General features: G+C 62.0%; 25 protein-coding genes. 16 read left to right on the top strand and 9 right to left on the bottom strand.

Going from position 1 to position 24,621, the window contains the following annotated elements; genetic code table 11:
* Positions 1 to 2: 2 nt before the first annotated feature.
* Together AF337_RS17795 and ybaL are read right to left on the bottom strand one after the other, a co-directional pair.
* Positions 3 to 383 carry a hypothetical protein gene (locus tag AF337_RS17795; RefSeq protein WP_049733112.1) on the bottom strand — a complete coding sequence of 127 codons (381 nt, stop codon included), beginning with the start codon at positions 381 to 383 and terminating at the stop codon, positions 3 to 5.
* Positions 384 to 437: 54 nt separating this feature from the next.
* A complete protein-coding gene (ybaL, locus tag AF337_RS17790) occupies positions 438 to 2,258 on the bottom strand; it encodes a YbaL family putative K(+) efflux transporter (protein ID WP_049733111.1) in 1,821 nt (606 codons plus the stop codon).
* 79 nt (positions 2,259 to 2,337) lie between these two features.
* Between ybaL and AF337_RS17785 the strand changes: the two genes are divergently transcribed.
* On the top strand, positions 2,338 to 2,592 hold the full coding sequence (locus AF337_RS17785) for a helix-turn-helix domain-containing protein (RefSeq protein WP_049733158.1): 255 nt from the start codon (positions 2,338 to 2,340) through the stop codon (positions 2,590 to 2,592).
* Positions 2,593 to 2,616: 24 nt separating this feature from the next.
* Here the strand turns inward: AF337_RS17785 and AF337_RS17780 are convergent, their stop codons facing one another.
* Entirely contained in the window at positions 2,617 to 4,038 is a 1,422-nt protein-coding gene (locus AF337_RS17780; protein ID WP_049733110.1) for an ArnT family glycosyltransferase, read from the bottom strand.
* A gap of 626 nt (positions 4,039 to 4,664) precedes the next feature.
* On the opposite strand from AF337_RS17780, the gene AF337_RS17775 reads away from it, so the two are divergent.
* From AF337_RS17775 to visR, 13 genes are all read left to right on the top strand, one after another.
* On the top strand, positions 4,665 to 6,293 hold the full coding sequence (locus AF337_RS17775) for a globin-coupled sensor protein (protein WP_049733109.1): 1,629 nt from the start codon (positions 4,665 to 4,667) through the stop codon (positions 6,291 to 6,293).
* A 63-nt stretch (positions 6,294 to 6,356) separates the two neighbouring features.
* Positions 6,357 to 6,653, top strand: a complete 297-nt coding sequence (locus tag AF337_RS17770; protein WP_003545491.1) for an STAS domain-containing protein — start codon at positions 6,357 to 6,359, stop codon at positions 6,651 to 6,653.
* Positions 6,650 to 7,015, top strand: coding sequence for a chemotaxis response regulator CheY1 (cheY1, locus tag AF337_RS17765; protein WP_003570362.1), 366 nt, complete (start codon positions 6,650 to 6,652; stop codon positions 7,013 to 7,015). Before AF337_RS17770 ends, cheY1 begins: the two co-directional genes overlap by 4 nt.
* 16 nt (positions 7,016 to 7,031) lie before the next feature.
* Positions 7,032 to 9,323: a chemotaxis protein CheA gene (locus AF337_RS17760; protein WP_049733108.1), complete on the top strand. Its 2,292-nt coding sequence runs from the start codon at positions 7,032 to 7,034 to the stop codon at positions 9,321 to 9,323.
* A 4-nt stretch (positions 9,324 to 9,327) separates the two neighbouring features.
* A complete protein-coding gene (locus tag AF337_RS17755; protein WP_049733107.1) occupies positions 9,328 to 9,795 on the top strand; it encodes a chemotaxis protein CheW in 468 nt (155 codons plus the stop codon).
* Positions 9,792 to 10,700, top strand: coding sequence for a protein-glutamate O-methyltransferase CheR (cheR, locus tag AF337_RS17750; RefSeq protein ID WP_049733106.1), 909 nt, complete (start codon positions 9,792 to 9,794; stop codon positions 10,698 to 10,700). Before AF337_RS17755 ends, cheR begins: the two co-directional genes overlap by 4 nt.
* Complete coding sequence (gene cheB / locus AF337_RS17745; protein ID WP_049733105.1) at positions 10,697 to 11,740, top strand: protein-glutamate O-methylesterase CheB; 1,044 nt, start codon at positions 10,697 to 10,699, stop codon at positions 11,738 to 11,740. The genes cheR and cheB overlap by 4 nt, the downstream gene beginning before the upstream one ends.
* Entirely contained in the window at positions 11,741 to 12,130 is a 390-nt protein-coding gene (locus tag AF337_RS17740) for a response regulator (protein WP_003556488.1), read from the top strand.
* Positions 12,127 to 12,681 (top strand): chemoreceptor glutamine deamidase CheD, encoded by a 555-nt coding sequence (gene cheD, locus AF337_RS17735; protein ID WP_049733104.1) that lies wholly within the window; start codon positions 12,127 to 12,129, stop codon positions 12,679 to 12,681. The genes AF337_RS17740 and cheD overlap by 4 nt, the downstream gene beginning before the upstream one ends.
* A 16-nt stretch (positions 12,682 to 12,697) precedes the next feature.
* Complete coding sequence (gene cheT / locus AF337_RS17730; protein ID WP_003584234.1) at positions 12,698 to 13,087, top strand: chemotaxis protein CheT; 390 nt, start codon at positions 12,698 to 12,700, stop codon at positions 13,085 to 13,087.
* A 110-nt stretch (positions 13,088 to 13,197) separates the two neighbouring features.
* Positions 13,198 to 14,889, top strand: a complete 1,692-nt coding sequence (gene fliF / locus AF337_RS17725; RefSeq protein ID WP_049733103.1) for a flagellar basal-body MS-ring/collar protein FliF — start codon at positions 13,198 to 13,200, stop codon at positions 14,887 to 14,889.
* A 344-nt stretch (positions 14,890 to 15,233) separates the two neighbouring features.
* Positions 15,234 to 15,980 (top strand): transcriptional regulator VisN, encoded by a 747-nt coding sequence (gene visN, locus AF337_RS17720; RefSeq protein WP_049733102.1) that lies wholly within the window; start codon positions 15,234 to 15,236, stop codon positions 15,978 to 15,980.
* Between the two features lie 9 nt (positions 15,981 to 15,989).
* Complete coding sequence (visR, locus tag AF337_RS17715; RefSeq protein ID WP_049733101.1) at positions 15,990 to 16,736, top strand: transcriptional regulator VisR; 747 nt, start codon at positions 15,990 to 15,992, stop codon at positions 16,734 to 16,736.
* A gap of 94 nt (positions 16,737 to 16,830) precedes the next feature.
* Here the strand turns inward: visR and AF337_RS17710 are convergent, their stop codons facing one another.
* The 6 genes from AF337_RS17710 to motA form a co-directional block, all read right to left on the bottom strand.
* On the bottom strand, positions 16,831 to 17,274 hold the full coding sequence (locus tag AF337_RS17710) for a hypothetical protein (RefSeq protein ID WP_049733100.1): 444 nt from the start codon (positions 17,272 to 17,274) through the stop codon (positions 16,831 to 16,833).
* A gap of 5 nt (positions 17,275 to 17,279) precedes the next feature.
* On the bottom strand, positions 17,280 to 18,359 hold the full coding sequence (flhB, locus tag AF337_RS17705) for a flagellar biosynthesis protein FlhB (RefSeq protein WP_049733099.1): 1,080 nt from the start codon (positions 18,357 to 18,359) through the stop codon (positions 17,280 to 17,282).
* 233 nt (positions 18,360 to 18,592) lie between these two features.
* Positions 18,593 to 19,633: a flagellar motor switch protein FliG gene (fliG, locus tag AF337_RS17700; protein ID WP_049733098.1), complete on the bottom strand. Its 1,041-nt coding sequence runs from the start codon at positions 19,631 to 19,633 to the stop codon at positions 18,593 to 18,595.
* 28 nt (positions 19,634 to 19,661) lie between these two features.
* On the bottom strand, positions 19,662 to 20,249 hold the full coding sequence (fliN, locus tag AF337_RS17695) for a flagellar motor switch protein FliN (protein ID WP_049733097.1): 588 nt from the start codon (positions 20,247 to 20,249) through the stop codon (positions 19,662 to 19,664).
* 65 nt (positions 20,250 to 20,314) lie between these two features.
* Positions 20,315 to 21,265 carry a FliM/FliN family flagellar motor switch protein gene (locus AF337_RS17690; RefSeq protein ID WP_049733096.1) on the bottom strand — a complete coding sequence of 317 codons (951 nt, stop codon included), beginning with the start codon at positions 21,263 to 21,265 and terminating at the stop codon, positions 20,315 to 20,317.
* Positions 21,266 to 22,138 carry a flagellar motor stator protein MotA gene (gene motA / locus AF337_RS17685; RefSeq protein ID WP_049733095.1) on the bottom strand — a complete coding sequence of 291 codons (873 nt, stop codon included), beginning with the start codon at positions 22,136 to 22,138 and terminating at the stop codon, positions 21,266 to 21,268.
* Positions 22,139 to 22,391: 253 nt separating this feature from the next.
* On the opposite strand from motA, the gene flgF reads away from it, so the two are divergent.
* Together flgF and fliI are read left to right on the top strand one after the other, a co-directional pair.
* A complete protein-coding gene (gene flgF, locus AF337_RS17680) occupies positions 22,392 to 23,126 on the top strand; it encodes a flagellar basal-body rod protein FlgF (protein WP_049733094.1) in 735 nt (244 codons plus the stop codon).
* A gap of 95 nt (positions 23,127 to 23,221) precedes the next feature.
* Positions 23,222 to 24,619, top strand: coding sequence for a flagellar protein export ATPase FliI (gene fliI, locus AF337_RS17675; RefSeq protein ID WP_049733093.1), 1,398 nt, complete (start codon positions 23,222 to 23,224; stop codon positions 24,617 to 24,619).
* Positions 24,620 to 24,621 lie beyond the last annotated feature (2 nt).

Here is a 24,621-nt window from a genome sequence, read left to right as displayed (position 1 = left end):
CGTCAGGCAGCAGCCGGCGGTGCGCGCGGCTGATGGGTCCTGGAGACCGCGGCATGAAACGGCGCTTCAAATGCCGGAAAGGCGGCTGAAATGGTCCAGCCGGCGAAATCGAGGGTCGGGGCAGTTGCAAGAGCCGGCGATCCGCCGTCATAGGCTGCCTGCTTCGGCGCAAGCCTGCGCTCGGTGGAAAGCACGCCGCGCACGGCATCGCGCGCGGTCAGCTGCGGCGGTTGCGGATCCCGGCCGGAGGAGGAAAGCGTATTGACGGCGGCGGCCGGCGAGATCACCAGATTGCCACCGAAAAGCAGGCCGATATAGGCAAGGACGGCGACGAGGAGGGAGGCGGCGACACGGTTCGTCAGACGGTGCTGCTCCAGCTCCATCTTCTCCGTCCCGGCGATGTCACTCCCGTATCGGCTCAAAAGCGCGCCAATCTCTCATTGTCTTTGCGGCGGAGGTTCATCCGTCGAAATAAGTGTATCAGGCCCATGCCCGTCTTCATAGGGCACACCCTCATGATGCACTTGGGCGAGCCGGTCAACCATACCCAGCGCAATTTCACGCTCACCCATGATGACGGTGTCGGCGCCATATTGCTTCAATTCATCGACTTCGGCGTCGGAATGGGCACGCGCGACGATGAGGATCGACGGATTGACGCTGCGCGCCTGCTCGGCGATGCGGCATGCTTCGAAGGCGTTCGGGATGGCGATGGCAAGGCTGCGGGCGCCGGAGAGATTGGCAAGATCGAGCGTTTCCCTCGCCACCGCATTGCCCATGAACGTCTCGATGCCCAGCGCCTTCAGTTCGCCGATACGCTTGTCGGAATCCTCGATGACCAGGAACGGCGTGCCTGATGATTTGAGGTTCTGCCCGACGATCCGGCCGACCCGGCCGTAACCGATGAGAATGGCATGGCCGCTGAGGGCGGTCGGATGCACGTCGTCATCCTCGAGCGCCGCGGTCTCCTGGGTGATGGTCGCATCTGCAGAGGGCGCAGCGGGCTCGGCTGCGCTTTCCTCGCGCTTTCCTTCGAAAAACGGCCGCATGCGGTCGCAGAGGAAAAACAGCAGCGGATTGAGGATGATCGAGATGATGGCGCCGGCAAGGATCAGATCGCGGCCTTCCTCCGGCAGCAGCCCGAGTTCGACCCCGAGGGCGGCAAGGATGAAGGAGAATTCGCCGATCTGGCCGAGGCTGGCCGAAATCGTCAGCGCCGTGCCGAGCGGCTTCTTGAAGGCGAGCACGATCAGCAGGGCGGCGACGGATTTGCCGATGACGATGATGAAGATGGTGGCGAGGATCAGCAGCGGCTTGTCGATCAGGATGTTCGGATCGAACAGCATGCCGACCGAGACGAAGAACAGCACGGCGAAAGCGTCGCGCAGCGGCAGGCTTTCCTGGGCGGCGCGATGGCTGAGCTCGCTTTCCGCAAGCACCATGCCGGCAAAGAAGGCGCCGAGCGCCAGCGACACGCCGAAGAGCTTGGCCGCCCCGAAGGCGACGCCGAGCGCGATCGCCAGCACGCCGAGCCGGAAGAGTTCGCGTGATCCGGTATGGGCGATGCGGTGCATCGTCCAGGGAATGAGCTTGCGGCCGAAGACCAGCATCAGCGCCACGAACAGCGCCACCTTCACCAGCGTCATGGCGATCATGCCGCCGATGCCGAGATCGAGGCCGAACAGCCGGTTCAACCCGGCCGAGAGCGGTTCGACAGGCGCGTGCCCCTCACCGCCGATGCTGGCTGCGGCCGGGATCAGCACCAGCGCCAGCACCATGGCGAGATCCTCGACGATCAGCCAGCCGACGGCGATGCGGCCGCGCTCCGTCTCGACCAGGCGCCGCTCCTGCAGCGCTTTCAACAGCACCACGGTCGAAGCGACCGAAAGCGCCAGGCCGAACACCAGGCTGCCGCCGGTCGGCCAGCCCAGGAAGGCGCCAAGCCCCCAGCCGAGCAGGGTCGCAAAGGCGATCTGGGCGATCGCGCCGGGCACGGCAATGCCGCGCACCGACAGCAGGTCTTTCAGCGAGAAATGCAGCCCGACGCCGAACATCAGCAGGATGACGCCGATTTCGGCAAGCTCCGGTGCCAGGCTCTGATCCGCCACGTAACCCGGCGTATGCGGTCCCACCAGCACGCCGGCAATCAGGTAGCCCACCAGCGGCGGCATGCGCAGCCGATGGGCAAAAGCGCCGAAGATGAAAGCCAGCACGAGGCCGCCGACGATTGTCGAAATCAAGGGCGTATCGTGCGGCATTGCTGTCTCCCGATCTGGAAATCCTGTTTGTAATGTGACATATATGGTCTATGTCGACCAATATGGGCAAGTTGTAATCATGGGTCAAGGCGCAAGGGAAACAATTCTGACCCCGGCTCTCTGCCGGGCGGCGCGCGGCCTGCTCGACTGGACCCAGACCGATCTTGCCGAAAGGGCCGCCGTCTCGCGCAGCACCATCCGCGATTATGAGGGACGCCACCACGACATCCACCGCGCGACGGAGGCGCAGCTGCGCCTCGCCTTCGAGGAAGGCGGCGTCAGATTTGTCGAGATCGAAGGGGCTGGCACCGGCCTCTGCCTGCCCATGAGGTAGTTCTTTGAACCGGAATCGCTTGGCTCAGGGCGCCAGGCAGGCGGCGGAGACCCTGTAGACGGAGAGCGACTTGCCCCGGTAATAGCCTTCCGTCGGCTGCCAGGTCTTCAGCATTTCGGGCGTCTCGGCGGCGCAGGTGAGGGACCCGTCCGTCAGGAAAAGCACCTTGCCGGTGATGTCGGCGGGTAGAGCGAATTCCTGTTCGTAATAGCTCTCGGGAAGGCCGGCGGGCGCCCGCGCATAGATCCTGTAGGATGCATCGCGCAGCGTATAGAAAAGATCGGCGACCATGTCGCGATTGTTGGTGACGATGATGTCGGTGCCGGCCTGAGCGGCGAGTGCGGCGGCCTCGCGGCTGACCTCGGCGCGGCCGAGATAGCGTTTCATCAACGTGTCCCCGTTCGGCAGCAGCAATTGCTGCGGAAAGATCGTCGCCAGCGGAAAGAGCAGGCTGGCGATGCCGTTGATGGTGAGCGACAGTCTCAGGCCCTTCGGCCACATCCGATAAAGCAGCCAGACGGCAAGGATGGTGCCGGCGACATAGGCGGTCACGGCCCAGTTGGCATAGGCCTTGGCGACCGTTGCCTGCAGCGTGATCAGCACGACCACCGGCATCGACAGCCAGACCAGCATCTTTTCCCGATCGTCGCTCCTGCCCTTGATCATGCGATAGACTGCCCAGAGCATTGCAAAGAAGATGATCGGTCCGACGACGCCGAATTGCGCGGAGAAGAATTCAAGGCCGCGACGGAGATTGATGCCGAGGTCGCTCCAATGGGCGATGTCCTGCGTATGCCGCACCGTCGTATTGTTGTGCTGCAGGTTCCACCAGAGGTTCGGCAGGGCGACGACCGCCGCAACCGCGACTGCGATGATGAAATCCCGGATGGCGATGCGCGCCGCCGGAATGAGGAGGAGGGCAAGTGCACCGCCCGGAACCACGAACAGCACGGCATATTTCGTCAGGAAGGCGAGGCCGACGCCGAGGCCCATGACCAGCGCCAGCCCGACCGAGCGCCGCTGTGTCAGGCCGAAATAGGCAAGCAAGGTGATCGCGATGAAAAACAGCAGGATCACGTCGGTCGAGAAAAACACCGAGGAAAGCGCCACACCCGGGAGGGTGATATAGGTCGCGCCCGTCCAGCCTTCGATCGCCGGGCCGACGAAACGCTTTGCGACCTTCATCAAAACCAGTGCCGCCGCCATGTGGATCAGCGGTCCGGAGAGCCTGATCCAGTAGATGGCGTTGGAGCCGGAAAGCTCGGTCACGCCACGGATCACCCAGGCGATCATCGGCGGCTTGGAATAATAGCCGAGATCGAGATTCTGCGCCCAGAACCAGTACTGCGCCTCATCGACGAACAGGTCCGTCCGATCGAAAAGCAGCGTGACGACGCGCCAGAGCGTGAAGCCGAGAACAATGAGGAGACCGGATCTGGGGGACATGAACCAAGTGTTCCGCTGACATGAAAGGCGCCAGTGCGATACACCAAAGGTGCCGGGCTGCCAACGGGCAGGTGAGGGTTTTAGAACACCCGCAGCGCGCGGAGATCGCGGTTCGCAGCGAGAAAATCCAGGCGGGCGACGGCGGCAAGCAGCGTCATTGCAATCAAGCAGGCACCCAATCCGAGAACAATCATTGCTCTGTCCTTGTCGACGTCATGTCTTGGTTATCGCCCGGCCTATAACACGGAGCTTGCGTGTGCCTTGTAGCAGCCGTGCAACTCCGCCGCAGTATTTGCTGTGGGCGGCCTTGAATTGCGTCAAAAGCCGGCACAGCGAAGGGCTTATTAACCTTCAAGCAAGGAATTAACCATAAACATTGGTTTACACGTCGGAATGGGAAGATGAACTCGTTCCCACCAGGCATGACGCCGTCCCGCCGTACCGGGTTGATCCGGTATCCATCTCTTCAGACAGCTCCGAAACATAGCTGATCAGGGGGCTTCGACCCGCCGGTTGCAACTGGTGGTGAGGACCGTCTCGACGCGTTGCTTCGTCCGGATGCTGCGAAAGTTTTGAACCAGGCATTCGCCTGGATAGTGGGTTGGGGACAAGCGTTGAGGCAGGACATGCCATCAGATCAGGCTCGTGGAGCGCAGGCAGGCAGCTTGCGCGACCGTCTGCGCTTTGCCGGTCTCGATGCCGACCAATGCGAGCTGGTGCGCCGCAACCGGCCGGCCCTCGAAGCGCATCTGAAGGCAGGTCTGCGCGATCTCTTCCACAGGTTCCAGTCATTCCCGGACGCGGCGCGCAATTTCGACAGCGAGCGCCAGGTCGAGCGCCTGCATGATCTGCAGTCCTCGCATTGGGACGTGCTGACGGATGCGCGGTTCGACAGCCTCTATGCCGAACGCGTCAAGGTTTTGTCCGACACCGAAAGCAAGATCGGCCTCGACCCGCGCTGGCACGTGGCCGGCCATGGCGTCATGCTCGAGCATGTCGTTTCCGGTCTCGCCGAAGAAATTGCCGGCCGTCCGCTGCTGCCGTCGGCCAAGCGTCGCACCCGCGAAATCTCCGATCTGATGACGGCGATCATCCGCATCGTCATGGTCGATGTGGAAATCGCCGTCTCGCTGCGCTTCAACGCCCAGCGCGCCGCTGAGAGCCGCGCGCTCGCCGAACAGCGCGCCGACAACGAGGCCGAGATCGTGAGAATCTTTGGCGATGTCGTCGAAGGCCTTTCCGCCCGCGACCTGACGCGGCGCGCCCCCGTCGACGGCGCCCATGCCGCGATCGCCGCCGCGCTGAACGGCGCATTGGATGGGCTCCAGGCCGAGTTCACCGCCATCACCGAGCGCACACTGAAGGCTGAAGCGGCGACGGGTTCGCTTGCCGGCCTGTCCCGGCAGTTCGCCGGCACGGCGTCCGGCCAGGCCGACCGGCTGCAGCTTTCCGCCGCTGCCCTTGCCGGCATCGCCGGCAGTGTGCGCGACGGCGCCGCCGACAGCCGCGCCGCCGAACAGGCCGCCGCCTCGACGCGCGCCGCCGTCGAGGAAAGCGGCGAGGTCGTCGGCCGCGCGATCAGCGCCATGGCCGATATCGAACAGTCGGCCGAAAAGATCGGCCAGATCATCGGTGCGATCGACGAGATCGCCTTCCAGACCAATCTCTTGGCGCTGAACGCCGGCATCGAGGCCGCCCGCGCCGGCGATTCCGGCCGCGGTTTTGCCGTCGTCGCCCAGGAGGTCCGCGCGCTGGCCCAGCGGTCCGCCGAAGCCGCTCGCGAGATCAAGACGCTGGTGACGACGACCAAGGCGCAGGTCGACGCCGGCGTGCAGATGGTCGGCCGCACACAGGATTCGATCGGCAGCATCGTGCGCCAGGTCACCGACATCAACGCCGCCATATCAGGCATCGCCACAAGGACCGGCGAACATGCCGCCAGTCTCGACAGCGTGATGTCGGACGTCAGGGGGCTGGGCGGTGAGGTGGCGGATAGCGCCGGACTTGCGGAGCGCTCGGCCGAAGGCGCCAACCACCTCCATACCGTCATTGTCGAGCTCGGCCAGACGATTCGCGAATTCCGCATCGCCCGGGAAAACGCCAATGCCGGTCGCCCGGCGCCTGTTCGTGTGACGCCGCCGCGCGCCATCGAAGCCGCCGCCCGTCCGGCTGTGGCCGAAGATGAATATGAAAATGATGATTTTAGCCTTCCGCGGCCCTTCGCAAGCGTCGGAGGTGGGCGGAATGTTTACTAACCTATCGGATGATTGCCTCAGCTCGTCTTCTCGAGCCGGGGACAAGGGGACAAGGAAAAGCTGATGGCAGCAAAGAAGAGTGGCAAGACGCTGGATTTGACAGCGGTGCTCGACCTCAACGAGGCTTCCGCCTTGCGCGATAAACTCCTCTCCCTCAGGGGCAGCGGTCTGTCGATAGACGCGTCCGGCGTCGAACGGATCGGCGCTCTTTGTGCCCAGGTTCTGATGTCCGCCGAGAAGACCTGGGAGCAGGACAAGCAGCCATTCACCTTTTCCAAGGTGTCCGACGCATTTCAGAAAACCATGCAGCTGGTGGGCGTCAATATTGATCACCTGCTTGCCAAGGAGATTCGGCAATGAAGAAAAAAGTTCTTACCGTGGATGATTCCCGCACCATCCGAAACATGCTTCTCGTGACGCTGAACAATGCCGGCTTCGAGACGATTCAGGCGGAAGACGGCGTCGAGGGTCTCGAAGTTCTCGAAGAGTCCAATCCTGACGTCATCGTGACCGACATCAACATGCCGCGCCTCGATGGTTTCGGCTTCATCGAAGGTGTCCGCCGCAACGAAAAATATCGGGCGATCCCGATCTTGGTCCTGACCACCGAAAGCGACGCGGAAAAGAAGAACCGCGCCCGCCAGGCCGGTGCCACGGGCTGGATCGTCAAGCCCTTCGACCCGGCCAAGCTGATCGATGCCATTGAGCGCGTAACCGCTTAAATCAGGATTTTCTCCTATGGATATGAACGAAATCAAAGAGATCTTTTTCCAGGAGTGCGAGGAACAGCTCGCCGAACTGGAATCCGGTCTTCTGAAATTGAATGATGGCGATCGCGATCCCGAAACCGTCAACGCGGTGTTCCGTGCCGTGCATTCGATCAAGGGTGGCGCCGGCGCCTTTGGCCTTGATGATCTGGTCGCCTTCGCCCATGTTTTCGAGACCACTCTCGATTGCGTTCGATCCAACAAGCTTGAGCCGACCCAGGACGTCCTGAAGGTGATGCTGAAGTCGGCCGACGTTCTCGCCGACCTGACGAATGCTGCGCGCGACGGCGGCAGCGTCGATGAAAGCCGCAGCCGCGGCCTCGTCAAGGAACTTGAGGCGCTGGCCAACGGCGAGTTGCCGTCTCCCTCGGCATTGGCCGAGGCGCCGGCACCGAAGGCCGCCGCAAAGCCCGTTCCGGCCGCTGCCGCGCCGACCCCCAAGCCGACCGACGACAGCGGCTTCCAGCCCGTCCCCTTTTCCTTCGACGATTTTGGCGGCGAGGGCGATGCGGGTTCCGGCATGCCGGCCTATGAAGTCATCTTCAAGCCGCGCTACGAACTCTATTCCAAGGGCAATGACGCCACGCTGCTGTTGCGCGATCTCTCGCGCCTCGGCGAAATGACCATCTATTGCAACAGCGATGCTCTGCCGGGCCTCGATGAACTCGATCCGGAAGGCGCTTATTTCTTCTGGAACGTCACGCTCAAGACGGACAAGGGCGAAGATGCCATTCGCACCGTCTTCGAATTCGCCGAATGGGATTGCGAACTGACGGTGAAGCCGGTCGAGGAAGCACGGGCTGAGGCGACCAGCAACGACGAACTGCCGATGGTGCCAGTTCCCTTCGATCTGTCGATCCTGGACGAATCGGGCGCAGCCGAAGACGTTTCCGGCACTGCCGCCGCCGAGACGGCTGCCGCCGTTGCCGCTGCCGAGACTGCCTCCAATGTCACGCAGCTGGCTGCAGCCGCCGCCCGCGTCGAGAAGAAGGAATCGGCAGCCGCCGCAGCGGCCGCTGCCAGCGCTGCTGCCGCCCAGAACAATGCCGCCGGCGCCGGCCAGACGATCCGCGTCGATCTCGACCGTGTCGACCGCCTGATCAACCTCGTCGGCGAACTGGTCATCAACCAGGCGATGCTGTCGCAGAGCGTCATCGAGAACGACACCACCGGCACCTCCTCGATCAATATGGGCCTCGAGGAGCTGCAGCAGCTCACCCGCGAGATCCAGGACTCGGTCATGGCGATCCGCGCCCAGCCGGTGAAGCCGGTGTTCCAGCGCATGTCGCGTATCGTCCGCGAAATCGCCGACATGACCGGCAAATCGATCCGTCTGATCACCGAAGGTGAAAACACCGAAGTCGACAAGACGGTCATCGACAAGCTGGCCGAGCCGCTGACCCACATGATCCGCAATGCCGTCGACCACGGCATCGAAACGCCGGAAAAGCGCGCAGCCGCCGGCAAGAACACCGAAGGCACGGTCCGCCTGACCGCCAAGCATCGTTCGGGACGCATCCTGATCGAGCTTGCCGATGACGGCGCCGGCATCAACCGCGAGAAGGTTCGCCAGAAGGCCATCGACAACGACCTCATCCCGGCCGATTCCAACCTGTCGGACGAGGAAATCGACAACCTGATCTTCCTGCCGGGCTTCTCGACGGCCGACAAGATCTCCGACATATCGGGTCGCGGCGTCGGCATGGACGTCGTCAAGCGTTCGATCCAGGCGCTTGGCGGCCGCATCAACATCACCTCGAAGCCGGGGCACGGCTCGGTGTTCACCATGAGCCTGCCGCTGACGCTCGCCGTCCTCGACGGCATGGTGGTCACCGTCGCCGGCCAGACGCTGGTCGTGCCGCTGACCGCGATCGTCGAAACCCTGCAGCCGGAAGCCTCCGCGATCCACTCCTTCGGTGCGAACCACCGGCTGATCTCGATCCGCAACTCTTTCTGCCCGCTGGTCGATGTCGGCCGCATCCTGAACTTCCGCGCGACCCAGGCCAACCCGGTCGAGGGCGTGGCGCTTCTGGTGGAATCCGAAGGTGGCGGCCAGCGCGCACTGATGGTCGACGCCATCCAGGGTCAGCGCCAGGTGGTCATCAAGAGCCTCGAAGCCAACTACACCCATGTGCCGGGCATTGCCGCCGCCACCATTCTCGGTGACGGGCGCGTCGCTCTCATTCTCGATGTCGACGCGGTTGTCGGCGCCTCGCGCGGCCAGTCGCTCAAAGCAGAAATGTCGTTAGCAGCGGTAGGGTAAGGGAATGTCGTACGCCGTAAAAAATCTGAACGAGGGGGATCGCGAGCTGATCGCGTTCCGCATCGGGGCTCAGGAATTTTGCGTGAACATCATGTCGGTTCGTGAGATCCGGGGCTGGACCCCGGCGACCGCGATGCCGCACTCGCCTGCCTATATGCTCGGTGTCATCAACCTGCGCGGCGCGGTGCTGCCGATCATCGACCTTGCCGCCCGGCTCGGCATGAAGCCGGCCGATCCGACTGCCCGTCATGTCATCATCGTTGCCCAGGTGCGGCGCAAGGTTGTCGGCCTGCTGGTCGACGCCGTGTCCGATATCCTGACGGTGACCGACGAAACCATCCAGCCGACGCCCGAGATCTCCTCCGAACTCGAGCGCCAATTTGCCCGCGGCATTCTCGCCATCGAGAAGCGCATGATCTGCCTGATCGAACTCGAATCCCTCTTTCACGAGACCGAAAGCGAAGCCGCATGAACGCTATGGGCGCAAAAGATCAGAGGCAGGGACCCGACGAGGTTCTGGCAAGCGGAGAATATCCGCTGACGCGCCGCGATCTCACCGAGATCGCCGCTATGATCTATTCGGATGCCGGCATCTTCCTCAACGAGACGAAGGCGTCGCTGGTCTATTCGCGCCTGTCGAAGCATATCCGCAATCTCGGCTTGTCCGGCTTCAGGGAATATTGCGACCTCGTCGCTTCGCCGGCGGGTGCCGCGCCGCGCCGCGAGATGCTGTCGCATCTGACGACCAATTTTACCCGCTTCTTCCGCGAAAACCATCATTTCGACCATCTGCGCGACCACGTCCTGCCGGAGCTTCTGCAGCGGGCGAAATCGGGCGGCAGGGTGCGCATCTGGTCGGCCGCCTCCTCCGACGGGCAGGAGCCCTATTCGATCGCGCTGACCGTTCTGTCGCTGATGCCGAATGTCGCCGATTACGACTTCAAGATCCTGGCAACCGACATCGACCCGAAGATCCTGGCGATCGCCCGAGCCGGTGCCTATGACGAAAACGCGCTCGAAACCGTTTCGCCCGCCATGCGCAAGCAATGGTTCAGCGAGGTCGAGGTGCAGGGCCGCAGGAAGTTCCAGGTCGACGACCGCGTCAAGCGGCTGATCACCTACAACGAGCTGAACCTGATGGCGCAATGGCCGTTCAAGGGCAAGTTCGACGTCATCTTCTGCCGCAACGTCGTCATCTATTTCGACGAGCCGACGCAGATGAAGATCTGGCAGCGTTTCGCCGGCCTCCTGCCGGAGGGCGGCCATCTCTATATCGGCCATTCCGAGCGTGTGTCCGGCGAGGCGAAACACGTCTTCGACAACATCGGCATCACGACCTATCGCTACACCGCCAAAGGTCACGGGAGGAAGGCATGAGCGCTCCGGCAAGGGTTCTCGTCGTTGACGACTCCCCGACGATGCGGGGGCTGATTACCGCCGTCTTGAGTTCCGACCCCGAGGTCAATGTGATCGGCCAGGCCGGCGATGCGCTGGAAGCGCGCGAGGCGATCAAGCGGCTGAACCCCGACGTCGTGACGCTCGACATCGAGATGCCGAATATGAACGGCCTCGATTTCCTCGAAAAGATCATGACGCTGCGTCCGATGCCTGTGATCATGGTATCGACAATGACCCATCGCGGCGCCGAGGCGTCGCTGGCAGCGCTCGAGATCGGCGCGTTCGACTGCGTCGGCAAGCCGGCGCCGGGTGAACTGCGGCCCTTCGGCGACCTCGCCGAGAAGGTCAAGGCAGCCGCGCGCACGCAGCGCCAGTTTTCCCAGCCGGTTGCCGCCCCGGCGCCACCGCCCTCCGTCGCCGATTTCCGCGTCGGCCGCAAGATCGTCGCAATCGGCTCGTCCACAGGCGGCGTCGAGGCGCTGATCACCGTGCTGCAGAAGTTTCCGGCCAATTGCCCGCCGACCGTCATCACCCAGCATATGCCGCCGACCTTTACCAAGAGCTTCGCCGAACGGCTGAACCGCCTCTGTGCGCCGGTGGTGCAGGAAGCGACCGATGGTGCTCGTCTCGAAATCGGCAAGATCTATCTGGCGCCGGGCGGCGAGCGTCATCTCCAGGTCAGCAACGCTTCGGCGCCCTGCTGCCGTCTCGTCGACCGGGCGCCGGTTAACGGTCACCGCCCATCGGTCGACGTGCTGTTCGATTCGGTCGCCGAGCTGGCGGGCCGCAACGCCGTCGGCGTGATCTTGACCGGAATGGGCCGCGATGGCGCCGCCGGATTGTTGAAAATGCGCCACGCCGGCGCCAGAACACTCGGCCAGAACGAAAAAACCTGTGTCGTTTACGGAATGCCAAGGGTTGCTCATGAACTTGGCGCCGTTGAGCAGCAGTTGCCCCTGTCTGCCATCGGTGAGGAAATATTGAAAATGACAGCCGCCCGAAAGGAAGGGACCGAATAAATGTCGATCGCGGAGAAAATCAAAGTTCTGATCGTCGACGATCAGGTAACGAGCCGGTTGCTGCTCAGCGACGCGCTGACCCAGCTCGGATTCAAGCAGATCACGTCCGCAGGCGACGGCGAACAGGGCATGAAGATCATGGCCGAGCAGCCGCACCACCTGGTGATCTCGGACTTCAACATGCCGAAGATGGATGGCATCGGCTTCCTTCAGGCCGTGCGCACCAACCCGAACACCAAGAAGGCGGCCTTCATCATCCTCACCGCCCAGGGCGACCGTGCATTGGTGCAGAAAGCAGCCCAACTCGGCGCCAACAACGTGCTCGCCAAGCCGTTCACGATCGAGAAGATGAAAGCGGCCATCGAAGCCGTGTTTGGAGCCCTGAAATGATCACTGAGGGGGCAGCCCGCCGCGTGCACATCATTCAGGGCGAGTACAAGGTTCTGAACGATCCGAATGCGGTCCTCTCGACCATTCTCGGTTCCTGCGTGGCTGCGTGCCTCAGAGACCCTGTCGCCGGTATCGGCGGCATGAACCACTTCTTGCTGCCCGGTTCGGCGACGTCGCCTACCTCAGGCGGGGATGCCACGCGTTACGGCGTGCATCTGATGGAACTGCTGATCAACGGTCTCTTGAAGCAGGGCGCCCGGCGCGACCGTCTGGAGGCCAAGATCTTCGGCGGCGCCAAGACGATCTCGACATTCTCCAATGTCGGTGAGCAGAACGCGGCCTTCGCCATGCAGTTCCTGAGGGATGAAGGCATTCCGGTGGTCGGCTCCTCCACAGGCGGCGACCACGGGCGCAAGCTCGAATATTGGCCGGTTTCCGGTCGTGCCCGGCAATATCCGCTGACCGGCGCCGAAACGCAGAGAACCGTCGCTCTCGAGCAACGCCCCGCCGCTCCGCCGAAGCCCGTCGAAACCAGTATCGAATTTTTTTGATGGCGAGGATTTTCATATGACATTTAACCCGGTGATGGAGCCGCCTGCGCCTGTTGAAGCGTTGAGCGACATCCTGATGCGCATCGTTTCCGAATTGCACGACGTCGCCTATCTCATCGAGCGCATCGAGCCGCAGCTTCTCGATCTCGGCGGCGCCGAAATCCTCAATTCGCCGGATGCCATGAAAGTCATGCAGGGCATCGATCTCGCCGTGCAGAAATCGCGCGGCCTTGCCGAGTTCATCGACACCATCACCGGCGAAATCCCGCACGGCTGGGCAGTCGACGTCGCGACCGCGCTCAGCCTCGTCAAGCTGGCGGAGATGCAGAAGGCGCTGGGCGGCGCCACACGCCACGGCCATTCCCAGCCCCTGAGCAAGGCGGCCGGCGACTTCGATTTCTTCTAGCTCTTTAGGGGCCGCGCCCCCTTCACGAAACGCTCGCGCAAGTTTCGCCGATTATTCGTCAGATGAGGCAATAAGCCTGCTTTGTCTTTGACGAATCGTGCGAGAACAGAATGAATCTGTTAAATCAATTAGTTCAGATCTTTAAGAACTTCGGTTCCCTTGGCCGAACACGCCTGATGATTCTTGGAGGCGTCGGTACCGTCTCCATCGCAATCGTCCTTGCGGCCGCCCTTTTCGTCAACAAGCCGGCACAGGAAACGCTCTATGTCGGTCTGGATTCGCCCGATCTCAACCAGATCAGCATGGCGCTTGCCGAAGCCAACATCAATTTCCAGGTCGGCACGGATGGTTCCAGCATCAGCGTTCCCGCGGGGATGACGGGCAAGGCCCGCCTGATGCTTGCCGAGCGCGGCCTGCCGAACAGCGCCAATGCCGGTTACGAACTCTTCGACAATGTCGGCTCGCTGGGCCTGACGTCCTTCATGCAGGAAGTGACGCGGGTTCGCGCGCTGGAAGGCGAAATCGCCCGCACCATCCAGTCGATCTCGGGTATCACGGCCGCGCGCGTCCATATCGTCATGCCGGAGGTCGGAAACTTCCGCAAGCAGGAGCAGAAGCCGACCGCTTCCGTCATGATTCGCGCCAGTGCGGCCACCGGGCGGAGTGCTGCGACCTCGATCCGCCACCTCGTCGCCTCGGCCGTGCCGGGGCTTGACGTCGATGACGTGACGATCCTCGATTCCGCCGGTCAGCTGCTCGCCTCCGGCGACGAAGCCAGCAACAGCTCGCTGAACCGCTCGCTCAATATCGTCCAGAACGTCCAGCAAGAAGTCGAATCCAACGTCGACAAGGCGCTTGCACCCTTCCTCGGCATGGACAACTTCCGCTCCAGCGTCACCGCCGACCTGAATACCGACGCCCAGCAGATCCAGGAAACGACCTACGATCCCGAATCCAAGGTCGAACGCTCGGTCCGCTCGACCAAGGAAGCCCAGCAGTCGCAGCAGAAGCAGTCCGACAGCGCGACGACGGTCGAGCAAAACATTCCGCAGGCGGCGCCCGAGGCCGGCGGTTCGGCGGGGCCTGAATCGCAGGACAAATCCGACAAGCGCGAAGAGCAGACCAACTACGAAATCAACAGCCGGACGACCGCGACGACCCGCAACAGCTACAAGGTCGAGAAGCTTTCGATCGCCGTGGTGGTCAACAAGGGCCGCATCGCCAAGATGGTCGGCGAGCCTGCGGACCAGGCCAAGATCGATGCCTATCTTGCCGAAATGAAGACGATCGTCGCTTCGGCGGCCGGTATCGACGCCAAGCGCGGCGACGTCGTCACCGTCACGGCGATGGACTTCCTCGAGAACCAGCTGCTCGAAGACGCCACCGGCGGTGTCCGCGTCATGGACATGCTGAGCCGCAACCTTGCCGGCATCATCAACTCGCTCGCCTTCGTCGCCGTCGCCTTCGTGGTGGTCTGGATGGGCCTGCGGCCCCTGGTGCGCAGCGTCAGCGGCAACGGCAGCTCTTCGGTTCTCGGCGACGCCACGCCGGAGGCGGCCGGCCTCGAGCTTCCGGACTTCGCGCCTTCCGCAGGTGCGCCTGGAGGAGCCCTCATGGACGGCTTCGGGTCCGATTTCGGCTTCGACAGCACCGAAGATCTGCTCAGCCTTGGCGACGACGACGGGAACTTCAACCGCCGCGTCAAGGAAGGTCCGGAACGCAAGCTCTCCCGCATGGTCGAGATCAACGAGGAACGCGCCGCGAAAATCCTCCGGAAATGGGCGATCGACGAAGCAGCGTAAGACAAAAGGCCGGGCAACCGGCCTTTTTCATATCGGTATCCAGCGTCCTTTTCTCCAACGGGAAAGTTATTGTCTCCCGGACTCGCGTAAAACGCGAATGAAGTTGCGACACAGCTAGAATCACCGTAGCCTTCCCAATAGCTTCAGGGCTGGAAATGATCATCGAATCAGTGCATGGCCGGCAGCGTAAGTAAATCCCTAGAAGTCGGAGATGGTGATTTGCATCGGCTGGCTTACCCTTGGGTGATTCGAAATGGGATTCGAGCGGGACTTGAATTGAATCCCTTGCAGAAAAATTGCTGTTGCACCGAGTTTGATCGTTCCTCAGCCGCAGGACATTGCCAATGGATATGGATGTAATTCAGGCGAGCAAAGGCGAGAGGCAAATGTCGAATTTCGCGAGCGCGGTAGTGCCGGATCTGTTGCCGCGTGATCAACTGCTCCAGCGCCTGCACGGCGTCGCCAACACTGGCAGGTTGCAGTCTGGATTGCGTGCACTGACGGAGTATGTCGGCGCTTCGCATTATCTTCTGGCGCGCTGCGATCTCATCCAGGAAAGCGGCCTCGATTTCATTGTTTCGTCGGATTGGCCTTTTGACCTCGTCAGGGATATCGCCAATGACCTGGTTCGCGGCTATGCCCGTTCGACGGAGCTGGAAAAATGCATGCAGGTCTTCCAGCCGAATTTTGCTCTTATGCCTGACAATGCCGACGTGCCGGACGGCGCCAGCCGCCAATATTGTTCGGTAACCTTCAATGTTGGCCGGTCGCGGCTGGCTCTGATGTTCCTGTTCGGCGAGGGCTTCATCCTGTCGCCGGAGCGCCTGCGGGATGTGGGCCTGCTCGCCGGTTATGTCGCGAGTTTCCTGCGCTGCGGCGGGACGAGGGTCGATCGCGATTTCGAATTGACCGACCGCGAGCTGGAATGCCTGTTCTGGATCGCCGAGGGCAAGACCAGCGACGAGATCGCGATGATCCTCGGCATCTCCCGCAACACCATCAACAACTACATTACCAGCGTGATGCGCAAGACGGCGACCAAGACCCGGTCCGAGGCCATTGCCTTCGCCGTCCGCAACAATCTCGTATAGGGGGAATCCATGGCGCATCCATCAGCCAGGACGATGAGCAGCGCCGAGCAGCTGCGCATGGTGCGTGTGAACAGGATTTCCAGCCGGTCCGATCTTTTTCCGCGGCTGATTGCGATGCAGAAGCTCGCCGATGCTCAGGGCTTCGCGATCTTCCGCGTCAGCGGCGCCGGTCTTCCGGCAAAGCAGCGCCTTGTCTGCGAACTCGAGAACTGGGGGTCTTCCAATGCCGGTTTCGGCAAGGCCTTCACGGATGCCTACGGCGATATTCTTCTCGACCATATCGACAAGTCGTTGCTGCCGCTCTCATGGGCCGGCGGTTATGACCGTGCCGCACCTGGCCCTGCCGACTTCGCGCCGTTCATGACGCGGCTGCAGGACGGTATCGTGCCTTTTTCCGGCCTTGCCTTTCCGGTGCGGCTCGGCGCCGTCGGCAACGGTTTCATCGTTTTCACCGGCGATGAGCTCGATCCTTCGAGCGATACCATCGTCGAGCTGCACGGTCGCTGCTGCCATATCATGATGGATCTGCTTTCGCTCGACGAACGCCGCACGGCGGCCGCTGAAGCCCTTAGCGAACGCGAGATCGCCTGTCTCCAGCTTGCCGGCGACGGCCGCATCAGCGAAGAGATTGCCGACAAGCTCGGCCTGTCGGTGCACACCGTGAACGCCTATCTCGGCTCGGCGACCATCAAGCTCGATTCCGTCAATCGCATCCAGGCGATCGCCAAGGCGATCCGGCTCGGCTATATCAGCTGAGCCCCGCTCGGCGATTTCAGCTGAGCCCTGCTCAGCTCAGCTGAAGCGGATGGATCTGCTCTCGCGATGAAAGCTCTCATGTCTTGATGAGAGGTCAGCTCGCCAGCGCCCGCGGCGGCTGGTTGACGTTGTAACGCGATTCCCGAAGGCTCTTTTCGAGGAAACGGGTGTTCTCATCGGGATCGGCCGAGGCATCCTGGAACGCGATATGGTTGATCTCGATGCCGGCGTGATCTTCGGCAAGCGTCAGCTGCGCATAGACGGTAACGCCGCGCGGCTTGATTTCCAGATCGAGAACGACTTCGGGCTTGCCGCCCCACTCTAGCGTATAGTTGCCGCCCAGGCCGAAATTCACCGTGCCCGGATGAAAGAAAAGCTCTGCCGCCGAAGCGACGAGATCGGAAAGATTGCCGTAATACTCGAAGCGCAGCAGCGAAATAAGGTCAGAAGCATCCAGAAGGCGCAGTTCCGTGGCGACCGGGCTGATCGCGACTGCGAGGATTTTTTCACGCTGGGTAGAGTGGGGGCATTTTTTCATTAGGCTTATCTTACCCGTTTGTTCTTGGCGTCTGCGGCGTAGACCCGGTGGATCAGCTCCGCAACGGCCTTATAGAAGACTGACGGTATGACACTATCGATCGAGACTTGCGCAAACATGGAGCGCGCAAGCGGCGGATCCTCGAACACCGGGATGCCGTTTTTCTCGGCAATCTCCCTGATTTTGAGCGCAATGAGGTCCTGGCCTTTGGCCAGCACGACCGGCGCGTCGTTTTCTTCGCGCGCGTAGCGCAGCGCCACCGCATAGTGCGTCGGGTTGGCGATGACGAGCGTCGCCCGGTGCACGTTGGCGATCATCCGCCGGCGCGCGCGGTCGCGCATCAGCGAGCGCTGCCGGCCCTTGACGAAGGGGTCGCCCTGCGCCTGCTTGTTTTCTTCCTTGATCTCGTGCCGGGTCATCTTCAGCTCGGTGAACCAGTGATGGCGCGTCCAGAAGACATCGGCGATCGCCACGATCGCGGTGGCGATCAGCACGACGATGATGATCTTGCGCATCGCCGTCGAGATCCGCACCAGGATCGTCTGCGGGTCGGAGAACATCGCGTCGATCGAGCTGAAATATTCGCTCCTCAGCACGAAAAACAGGATGACCCCGACGACGACGACCTTGAACAGCGATTTTCCGAACTCGACGAGGCCCGGCAGGCTGAACAGCCGTCCCCAGCCTTTGGCGGGAGAGATGCGCGAGGCCTGCGGCCGGATGCGCTCGAGCACCGGCGTCGGCAAGTTCTGAAAAACGGAGGAGGCGATGCCGAACACCATGAACAGGATGAAGGCCGGCGCCAGCAGCGCCGCAGTGGCCCAGCCGAGCTTGACGAACAGCGAAAGGACGTCGGGCCCCGTCTCGATCTTCCACTGGTCGGGCTGCTCGAAGATGTCGCGCAGGGTTTCAGTCATGCGCCCGACGCTGTCGGGGAGGAAGAACACCAGATAGATATAGGTGGCAAGGATGGTCGCGAAGATCGACAGCTCGCGCGAAAACGGCACGTTGCCCTTCTCAGCCGCGTCGGATTGCTTTTTCGCGGTCGGGGCTTCTGTTTTGCTGTCCTTGTCATCGTCTGCCAAGACGCGGCCCTCCGTCAAAACTATAGGCCGCAGCTAATGCATGTCGCCCAAAAATGTGCAGCGGTTTTGGGATGACGACATGCATCAACACAAGAGCTAAAGCGCGTCGCCGGAACCGAGGTTCTCCGCGACGCGCTTTAAAGCGCAGCCAATCATTTGAAGGGTAGTCGCCTGCGACACGGCGATCAACGGCCGCTTTGCCGCGCGCCGGATTTGTCAACAGTCTCGGAGGATTAGGCGGCTGCCGAAGCGTCGCCTTCCTTCTCCTTGAGCTCGATCTGGCCTGAATTGGCCAGGCGAATCGCTTCCTGCGCCACGGCGCGCCGGGCAATTGCAATCTCGCGCGGATTGACGCCGCCCATGCCGCTCTGCAGATCCGATTCGATCATGCGGCGCTGGCGCGGGCTGATGGCGGAGAGAACCGATTCGCGGATCTCGGGCGGCGAACCGCGCAGCGCGACGGTGAGCACATCCGTCGAGATGTCGTTGAGCAGCATGACGCGGCTGCGCTGCGGCATGTACATGAGATCCTCGAACAGGAAGATCTTCGGGCGGACCTTGTTGACGGATTCGCGGCTGATCGATTCGAGCGAGGTGAGCAGGGTGTCGACCTGCGGCTTGTCGAGTTCGTTCATGAGATCGGCAACCTTCGTCGAGCCGGCGGCATTGCGCTCTGCCTCGACCTCGGCAAGCAGCGTCATCACCTGGTTCTCGATGATCTGCGCAGCCTTCGGGCTGACGGTCTTCATGTTGACGGTTCGGTTCATGATGTCGGCGCGGCGGTTGTCGGGGAGCTGCAGCAGCACCTTGGCGCCGAAGTTGGAAGGCATCATCGAAAGAATATAGGCAACGGTCTGCGGATGTTCGCGCAGCAGGAACTGGGCGACGAATGTCGGCTCCGCCTCGCTGAGACGATCCCAGATCGAGGTTTCATAGGCCTGGAACGCCGTGCGGCGGCCGAGCAGGCTGTCGACCTCGTCGGGCGTCAGGCCCTCTTCCAGAATGGCTTCGATCGCCTTGGCATTGTCCATCAGTCCGGCGCCCTCGGTGAAGAGGTCTTCGAATTCGCCGACGAGCATCAGGAGTTCGTCCGGCGGAATGGCGCGCAGCGACTGGGCGGATGCGATAATGGTCTGCAGTTCGGCCTGGGTGAAATATTTCAACAGCCGGCCGGCGACGCCCTTTCCCATGGCGAGAAGAACAGCCGCCGCCTTTTCAGCCTGGGTCAACGGTTTCCCGGCTAGCGCGCCGCCGAAATCGTCAAAGTCCATCATGGTCTAACCTCTCCGTCCCACACAGGGATCAGGCTTTTTTCGTACTCAAAACTTCTATCAGTTTCACACCGAATCGGGTGTCGTCGTTATCAAGCACCGTAATCTCGCCGCGGGCAATCCTGCGGCCGTTCACCATGATCTCGACCGGCTCGCCGATTTTCTTGTCAAGGGCGATCGTCGCCCCTTCATTGAGGTTCATCAGGCCGGAGACCTGCATGCGGCTGGTGCCGAGCATGATCTGGACATCGATCGGGATGTCCATGATCAGTTCGAAATTGGAATTCAAGGCGCTGCCGAGCGGAGCCGGCGACGCCTCGAAGGAAGGGCTGCTGCCGAAATCCATGCCGGCGGCCGAGCCGGCATTGCCAGCACCGAAATCGCCGCCGAAATCGTCGCCGCCGAACGGGCTGTCCGAAATCTCGCCGCCGAAGGCCGCCAGATCGGTTCCGGCTGCGAAGGCGTCGTTCTGCAGGTCGTCGCCAAACTGCGGCAGGTCGCCATCGGCATCCTGCTTCAGCACGCCGCGCAGATCGTCGATCGCCTGGTCGAGATCCGCTTCGCTGCCCGGCATATCCAGGGAGAGGTCGCTGTTCTGCTGTGTTTTCTTCGTAGCCATGAAATCACTATTCCAGTTGAAACTTGCCTCAAACTGCCTTTGCAGCCCAAAAGCCAGAGAACCGATTAATTCATTAAATGACGGATGAGTTCGTCATCCGAGTTCATCGTGTCCTTGACGCGGACCATGTAGTTTTCGCCTGAACGCCCGAACTCGCACACATACAGTTCCTTGCTGTTGGCGCAGACCTCGACGCGCACGTCGCCATGGTCACGGAACGGGATGACGTCGCCGACCATCAGCTTCGAGATCGTGCGCAATGTCAGGTCCTGCAGCCTGATCTTGGCCTCGAGCGTGACATGCGAACGGCGAACCTGGTCGCCGAGCTGTTCGGTCCATTCCGCCGAGCTGCCGCCCGACTGGCGCTTCGGCTTCGGCGGCGTCACCTTGGTCTTGAGCAGCGCCGTCTGCGGAACCATCAACGAAAATTCGGAAGTGATGCCGGCAAGCGTGATCGACATGTTGATGGCGGCGGCGAATTCGTCCGGGCGGTCCTCCGGCGGCCGGGCGCGCATCTCAAGGGCGTGCGGGACCGAAAGACTCGGCTCGAAACCGCCGGGCGCGTTGACGGCCGAGCGCAGCACCTTGGCGATCTTGTCGAAAACCATCACCGCCAGGTCCATTTCGATGATCGACAGCAGCCGGTCGGCCGGCTCCTCGATCGTATCGGCGGTGGCGCCGAGCAGGTGCTCCATCAGCGTGATGACGAAACCGTTGCCACAGGCAAGCGTGATGTTCTGCGACCAGTTGCGCAGCGTCACGTCGGCGAGCGTGACGTTCGAGTTCAGGTCGTCGATCAGATGATTCTTGTAGCCGATCTCGCAGCCGAGATAGTTGACCGTGACGTCGAGGCCGGTCTCGCTCTTGATGACGTCGGGAAAGAATTCGCTGTAGATTTCCCCGAAGGAGCTGCAGATCTTGGCGACCCTGCCTCTGTCGCCAAGCCCGCCGGTCAGCTTGGCGAGAAGGGCAGGATCCATTGCCGGTTTGTCGTGCGAAGCATTGCTCATGGTCATTTAAGCCGCCTTGTTCTCGCCGCCTGGGTTCATCATTTCCTGTTCGACCGCATCGATGGACGGGCGCTCGTAAGCCGAGATCGTCTTGCGGCCGTATTCGAGAGCGACCTGCGGCACCGAGCCGTTCATGTAGGCAAGCAGCGTCTGCTTGACGATGACGTAGAGGCGATGCTGCTTGTTGCGGACGATCTTGATCTGGGAGACCAGCGGCGAGCAGACGCAGTAGGACAGGAGAATGCCGAGGAAGGTGCCGACCAGCGCCGAGCCGATCAGATGACCGAGCACTTCCGGCGAATCGTTGATGTGGGCCATCGCCTTGATGACGCCGAGAACCGCCGCGACGATACCGATCGCCGGGAAGGAATCGCCCATGATCTGGATCGCGTGATAGGGCTTCATCTTGTCGTGCATGATGGTGTTGAGCTCTTCGTCCATCAGCGCTTCGATCTCGTGGCTGCGGGCATTGCCGATGATGATCAGGCGCACGTAGTCGCAGATGAACGCCGTCAGTTCCTTGTTCTTCAGAACGGTCGGGGCCTGTTGGAAGATCGTCGATTCTGCCGGATTGTCGATATGGGCTTCGATTTCGTTTCGCGACTTGGTGCGCAGGTCGCGCATCAAGGAATAGAGCACGCCGAGCGTATCGAGATAATTGCGTTCCTTCGGCACGGCGTGCTTGAAGGCTTCGCCGAGCGCCTTGCCGGAATCCTTCACCACCTTCATCGGGTTCGCCATGATGAAGCTGCCGAGACCGGCGCCGCCGATGATCACGAATTCGAAGGGCTGGAACAGCGCGTCCACGTGGCCGCCCATTGCCATGAAGCTGCCGATGACACAGCCGCAAGTCACTATAAATCCGATAATGATATTCATCGTCAGCCCAATCTGAACGTTACTTTTCTCTAAGACGGTTAGGGTTTCTGCCTTGCGTGAGGCTGATGAACGGGCCGCGCGCAAGGCATTTCCGCGTGCCAGCTTCGCGCAAGCATCTGCCGTCAGTCTAAAGGAGACGAATGGGTGCCCGCACCCGTTTCTGAGATGCCGCCTCAGCGAAATCCCGGCCGAACCCTGTAGACGAGGCCCGGCTTTTCGTTCCGTTCATCGCCAATGCTTGGAGCCTACCGACATGCAATCCGGTCTTTATGTTTCTCTGTCGTCGCAGATGGCCCTCGAAAAGCGCCTGAACACCATTGCGGACAACATGGCGAACGTGAACACGACCGGTTTTCGCGCCACCGAGGTGAAGTTCGACGAGATGGTGGCGGCGACCAAGAACAAGCTGAACACCAAGGTCGCCTTCGTTTCCCAGGGCAACGACTATCTGAACGAGTCAAACGGCGAGCTGCAGCACACCGGCAACATGCTTGATTTCGCCATCAAGGGGGATGCCTGGTTCTCGCTCGATACGCCGGCCGGCCGCGTGCTGACGAGGGACGGCCGCTTCACGCTCAAGGATACCGGCGAGCTGGTCTCGATCCGCGGATATCCCGTTCTCGACGCCGGCGGCGCGCCCATCCAGCTCAATTCCAAAGGCGGCGAGCCGGCCGTCGGCACCGACGGCATCATCTATCAGGGCGACCGCCAGGTCGCTTCGCTCGGCCTGTTCGAGGCCGATATCAGCAAAGGTTATCTGCGCTACGAGAACAGCGGCATCATGACCACCGACCAGCCGCGCGCCGTCGTCGATCGCTTCAATGTCGGTGTCGAGCAAGGCTATCTCGAAAACTCCAACGTCAACGCCATGCGCGAGATCACCCAGCTGATCGAAGTCAACCGCGCTTTCGAAAGCGTCTCGTCGCTGATGCGCGATAGCGAGGATTCCTTCAAGGAAGCCGTTCAGACGCTTGGGGGCAGCCGCTAATGCATGTCGCCCAAAAGTGTGCAGCGGTTTTGGGAGGACGACATGCATAAAAACAAAGACCGGAAATGCGTCGCATTTTCGGGTGGGATTGAAGCATGAGCACGACGCTACTGTCCGAGGACGGCCTTTCTCCGAAGCTGGCGCATCTGGCAGGTCTCGTCGATCGATACGCATCGCCGGAGTTCTCGGTTGCCCATGGCGGCCGCGTGCAGACCATCGCCGCCGGCCACTATACCGTTCGCGGTCTCTCCCGCCATGTTCGCCTGGGCGAGTTCGTCGCCCATAAGTCGGCGACCGGCATCCATCTCGGCGAGGTCGTTCGCGTCGAGCCTGATCTGATCTATGTCTGCCCGATCGAGCCGGGCGAGCCGATCGGCATCCACGATACGGTCATCCGCAAGGGCGCCTTCCGCATCTCACCGTCGGACAGCTGGTGCGGGCGCACCGTCAATTCGCTCTGCGAGCCGATCGACGGGCTTGGGCCGATCGCCGAGGGCCTCGACCGCCGCTCGATCTCCAATACCGCTCCGCCCTCGATGACCCGCAAGCGCGTCGAGGCCGGCTTCAAGACCGGCGTGCGCGCCATCGATATCTTCTCGCCGCTCTGCCTCGGGCAGCGCCTCGGCATCTTCGCCGGCTCCGGCGTCGGCAAATCGACACTTCTGTCCATGCTCGCCCGCGCCGATGCCTTCGACAAGGTCGTCATTGCGCTTGTCGGCGAACGCGGCCGCGAGGTGCGCGAATTCATCGAGGATACGCTCGGCAGCAATATGAAGAAGGCGATCGCCGTCGTCGCCACCAGCGACGAGAGCCCGATGCTGCGCAAGATGGCGCCGCTGACGGCGGTCACCATCGCCGAGCATTTCCGCGACAAGGGCGAGAACGTCCTGTTCATCGTCGACAGCGTCACGCGTTTCGCCCATGCGATCCGCGAGGTGGCGACCGCCTCCGGCGAGCCGCCGATCGCCCGCGGCTACCCGGCTTCCGTCTTCACCGAGCTGCCGCGCCTGTTGGAGCGCGCCGGTCCCGGCCCCGAGGGCGCCGGCACCATCACGGCGATCATCTCGATCCTCGTCGATGGCGACAATCACAACGACCCGATCGCCGATTCGACGCGCGGCATCCTCGACGGCCATATCGTCCTGCAGCGCAGCCTCGCCGAAGAAGGGCGCTATCCGCCGATCGATCCGCTCGCCTCGATCTCGCGTCTTGCCCGCAAGGCCTGGACGCCGGATCAGGAAAAGCTGGTGTCGCGGCTGAAGGTGCTGATCCACCGTTTCGAGGAAACGCGCGACCTGCGCCTGATCGGCGGTTACCGCCAGGGCGCCGATCCCGATCTCGATATGGCGGTCAAGCAGGTGCCGATCATTTACGACGTCCTGAAACAGTCACCGGGCGATCGCGACTCGCCCGATGCCTTTGCCGATCTCGCCGGCGCCCTCAAGGCTGCAGCCGGTATCGGCAATCAGGGCGGAGCCATCCAGAGGAGATAGAC

The sequence above is a fragment of the Rhizobium ecuadorense genome (genome assembly GCF_001187535.1).
GTDB lineage: Bacteria > Pseudomonadota > Alphaproteobacteria > Rhizobiales > Rhizobiaceae > Rhizobium > Rhizobium ecuadorense.
This window is presented reverse-complemented; position numbering and strand designations above follow the sequence as displayed.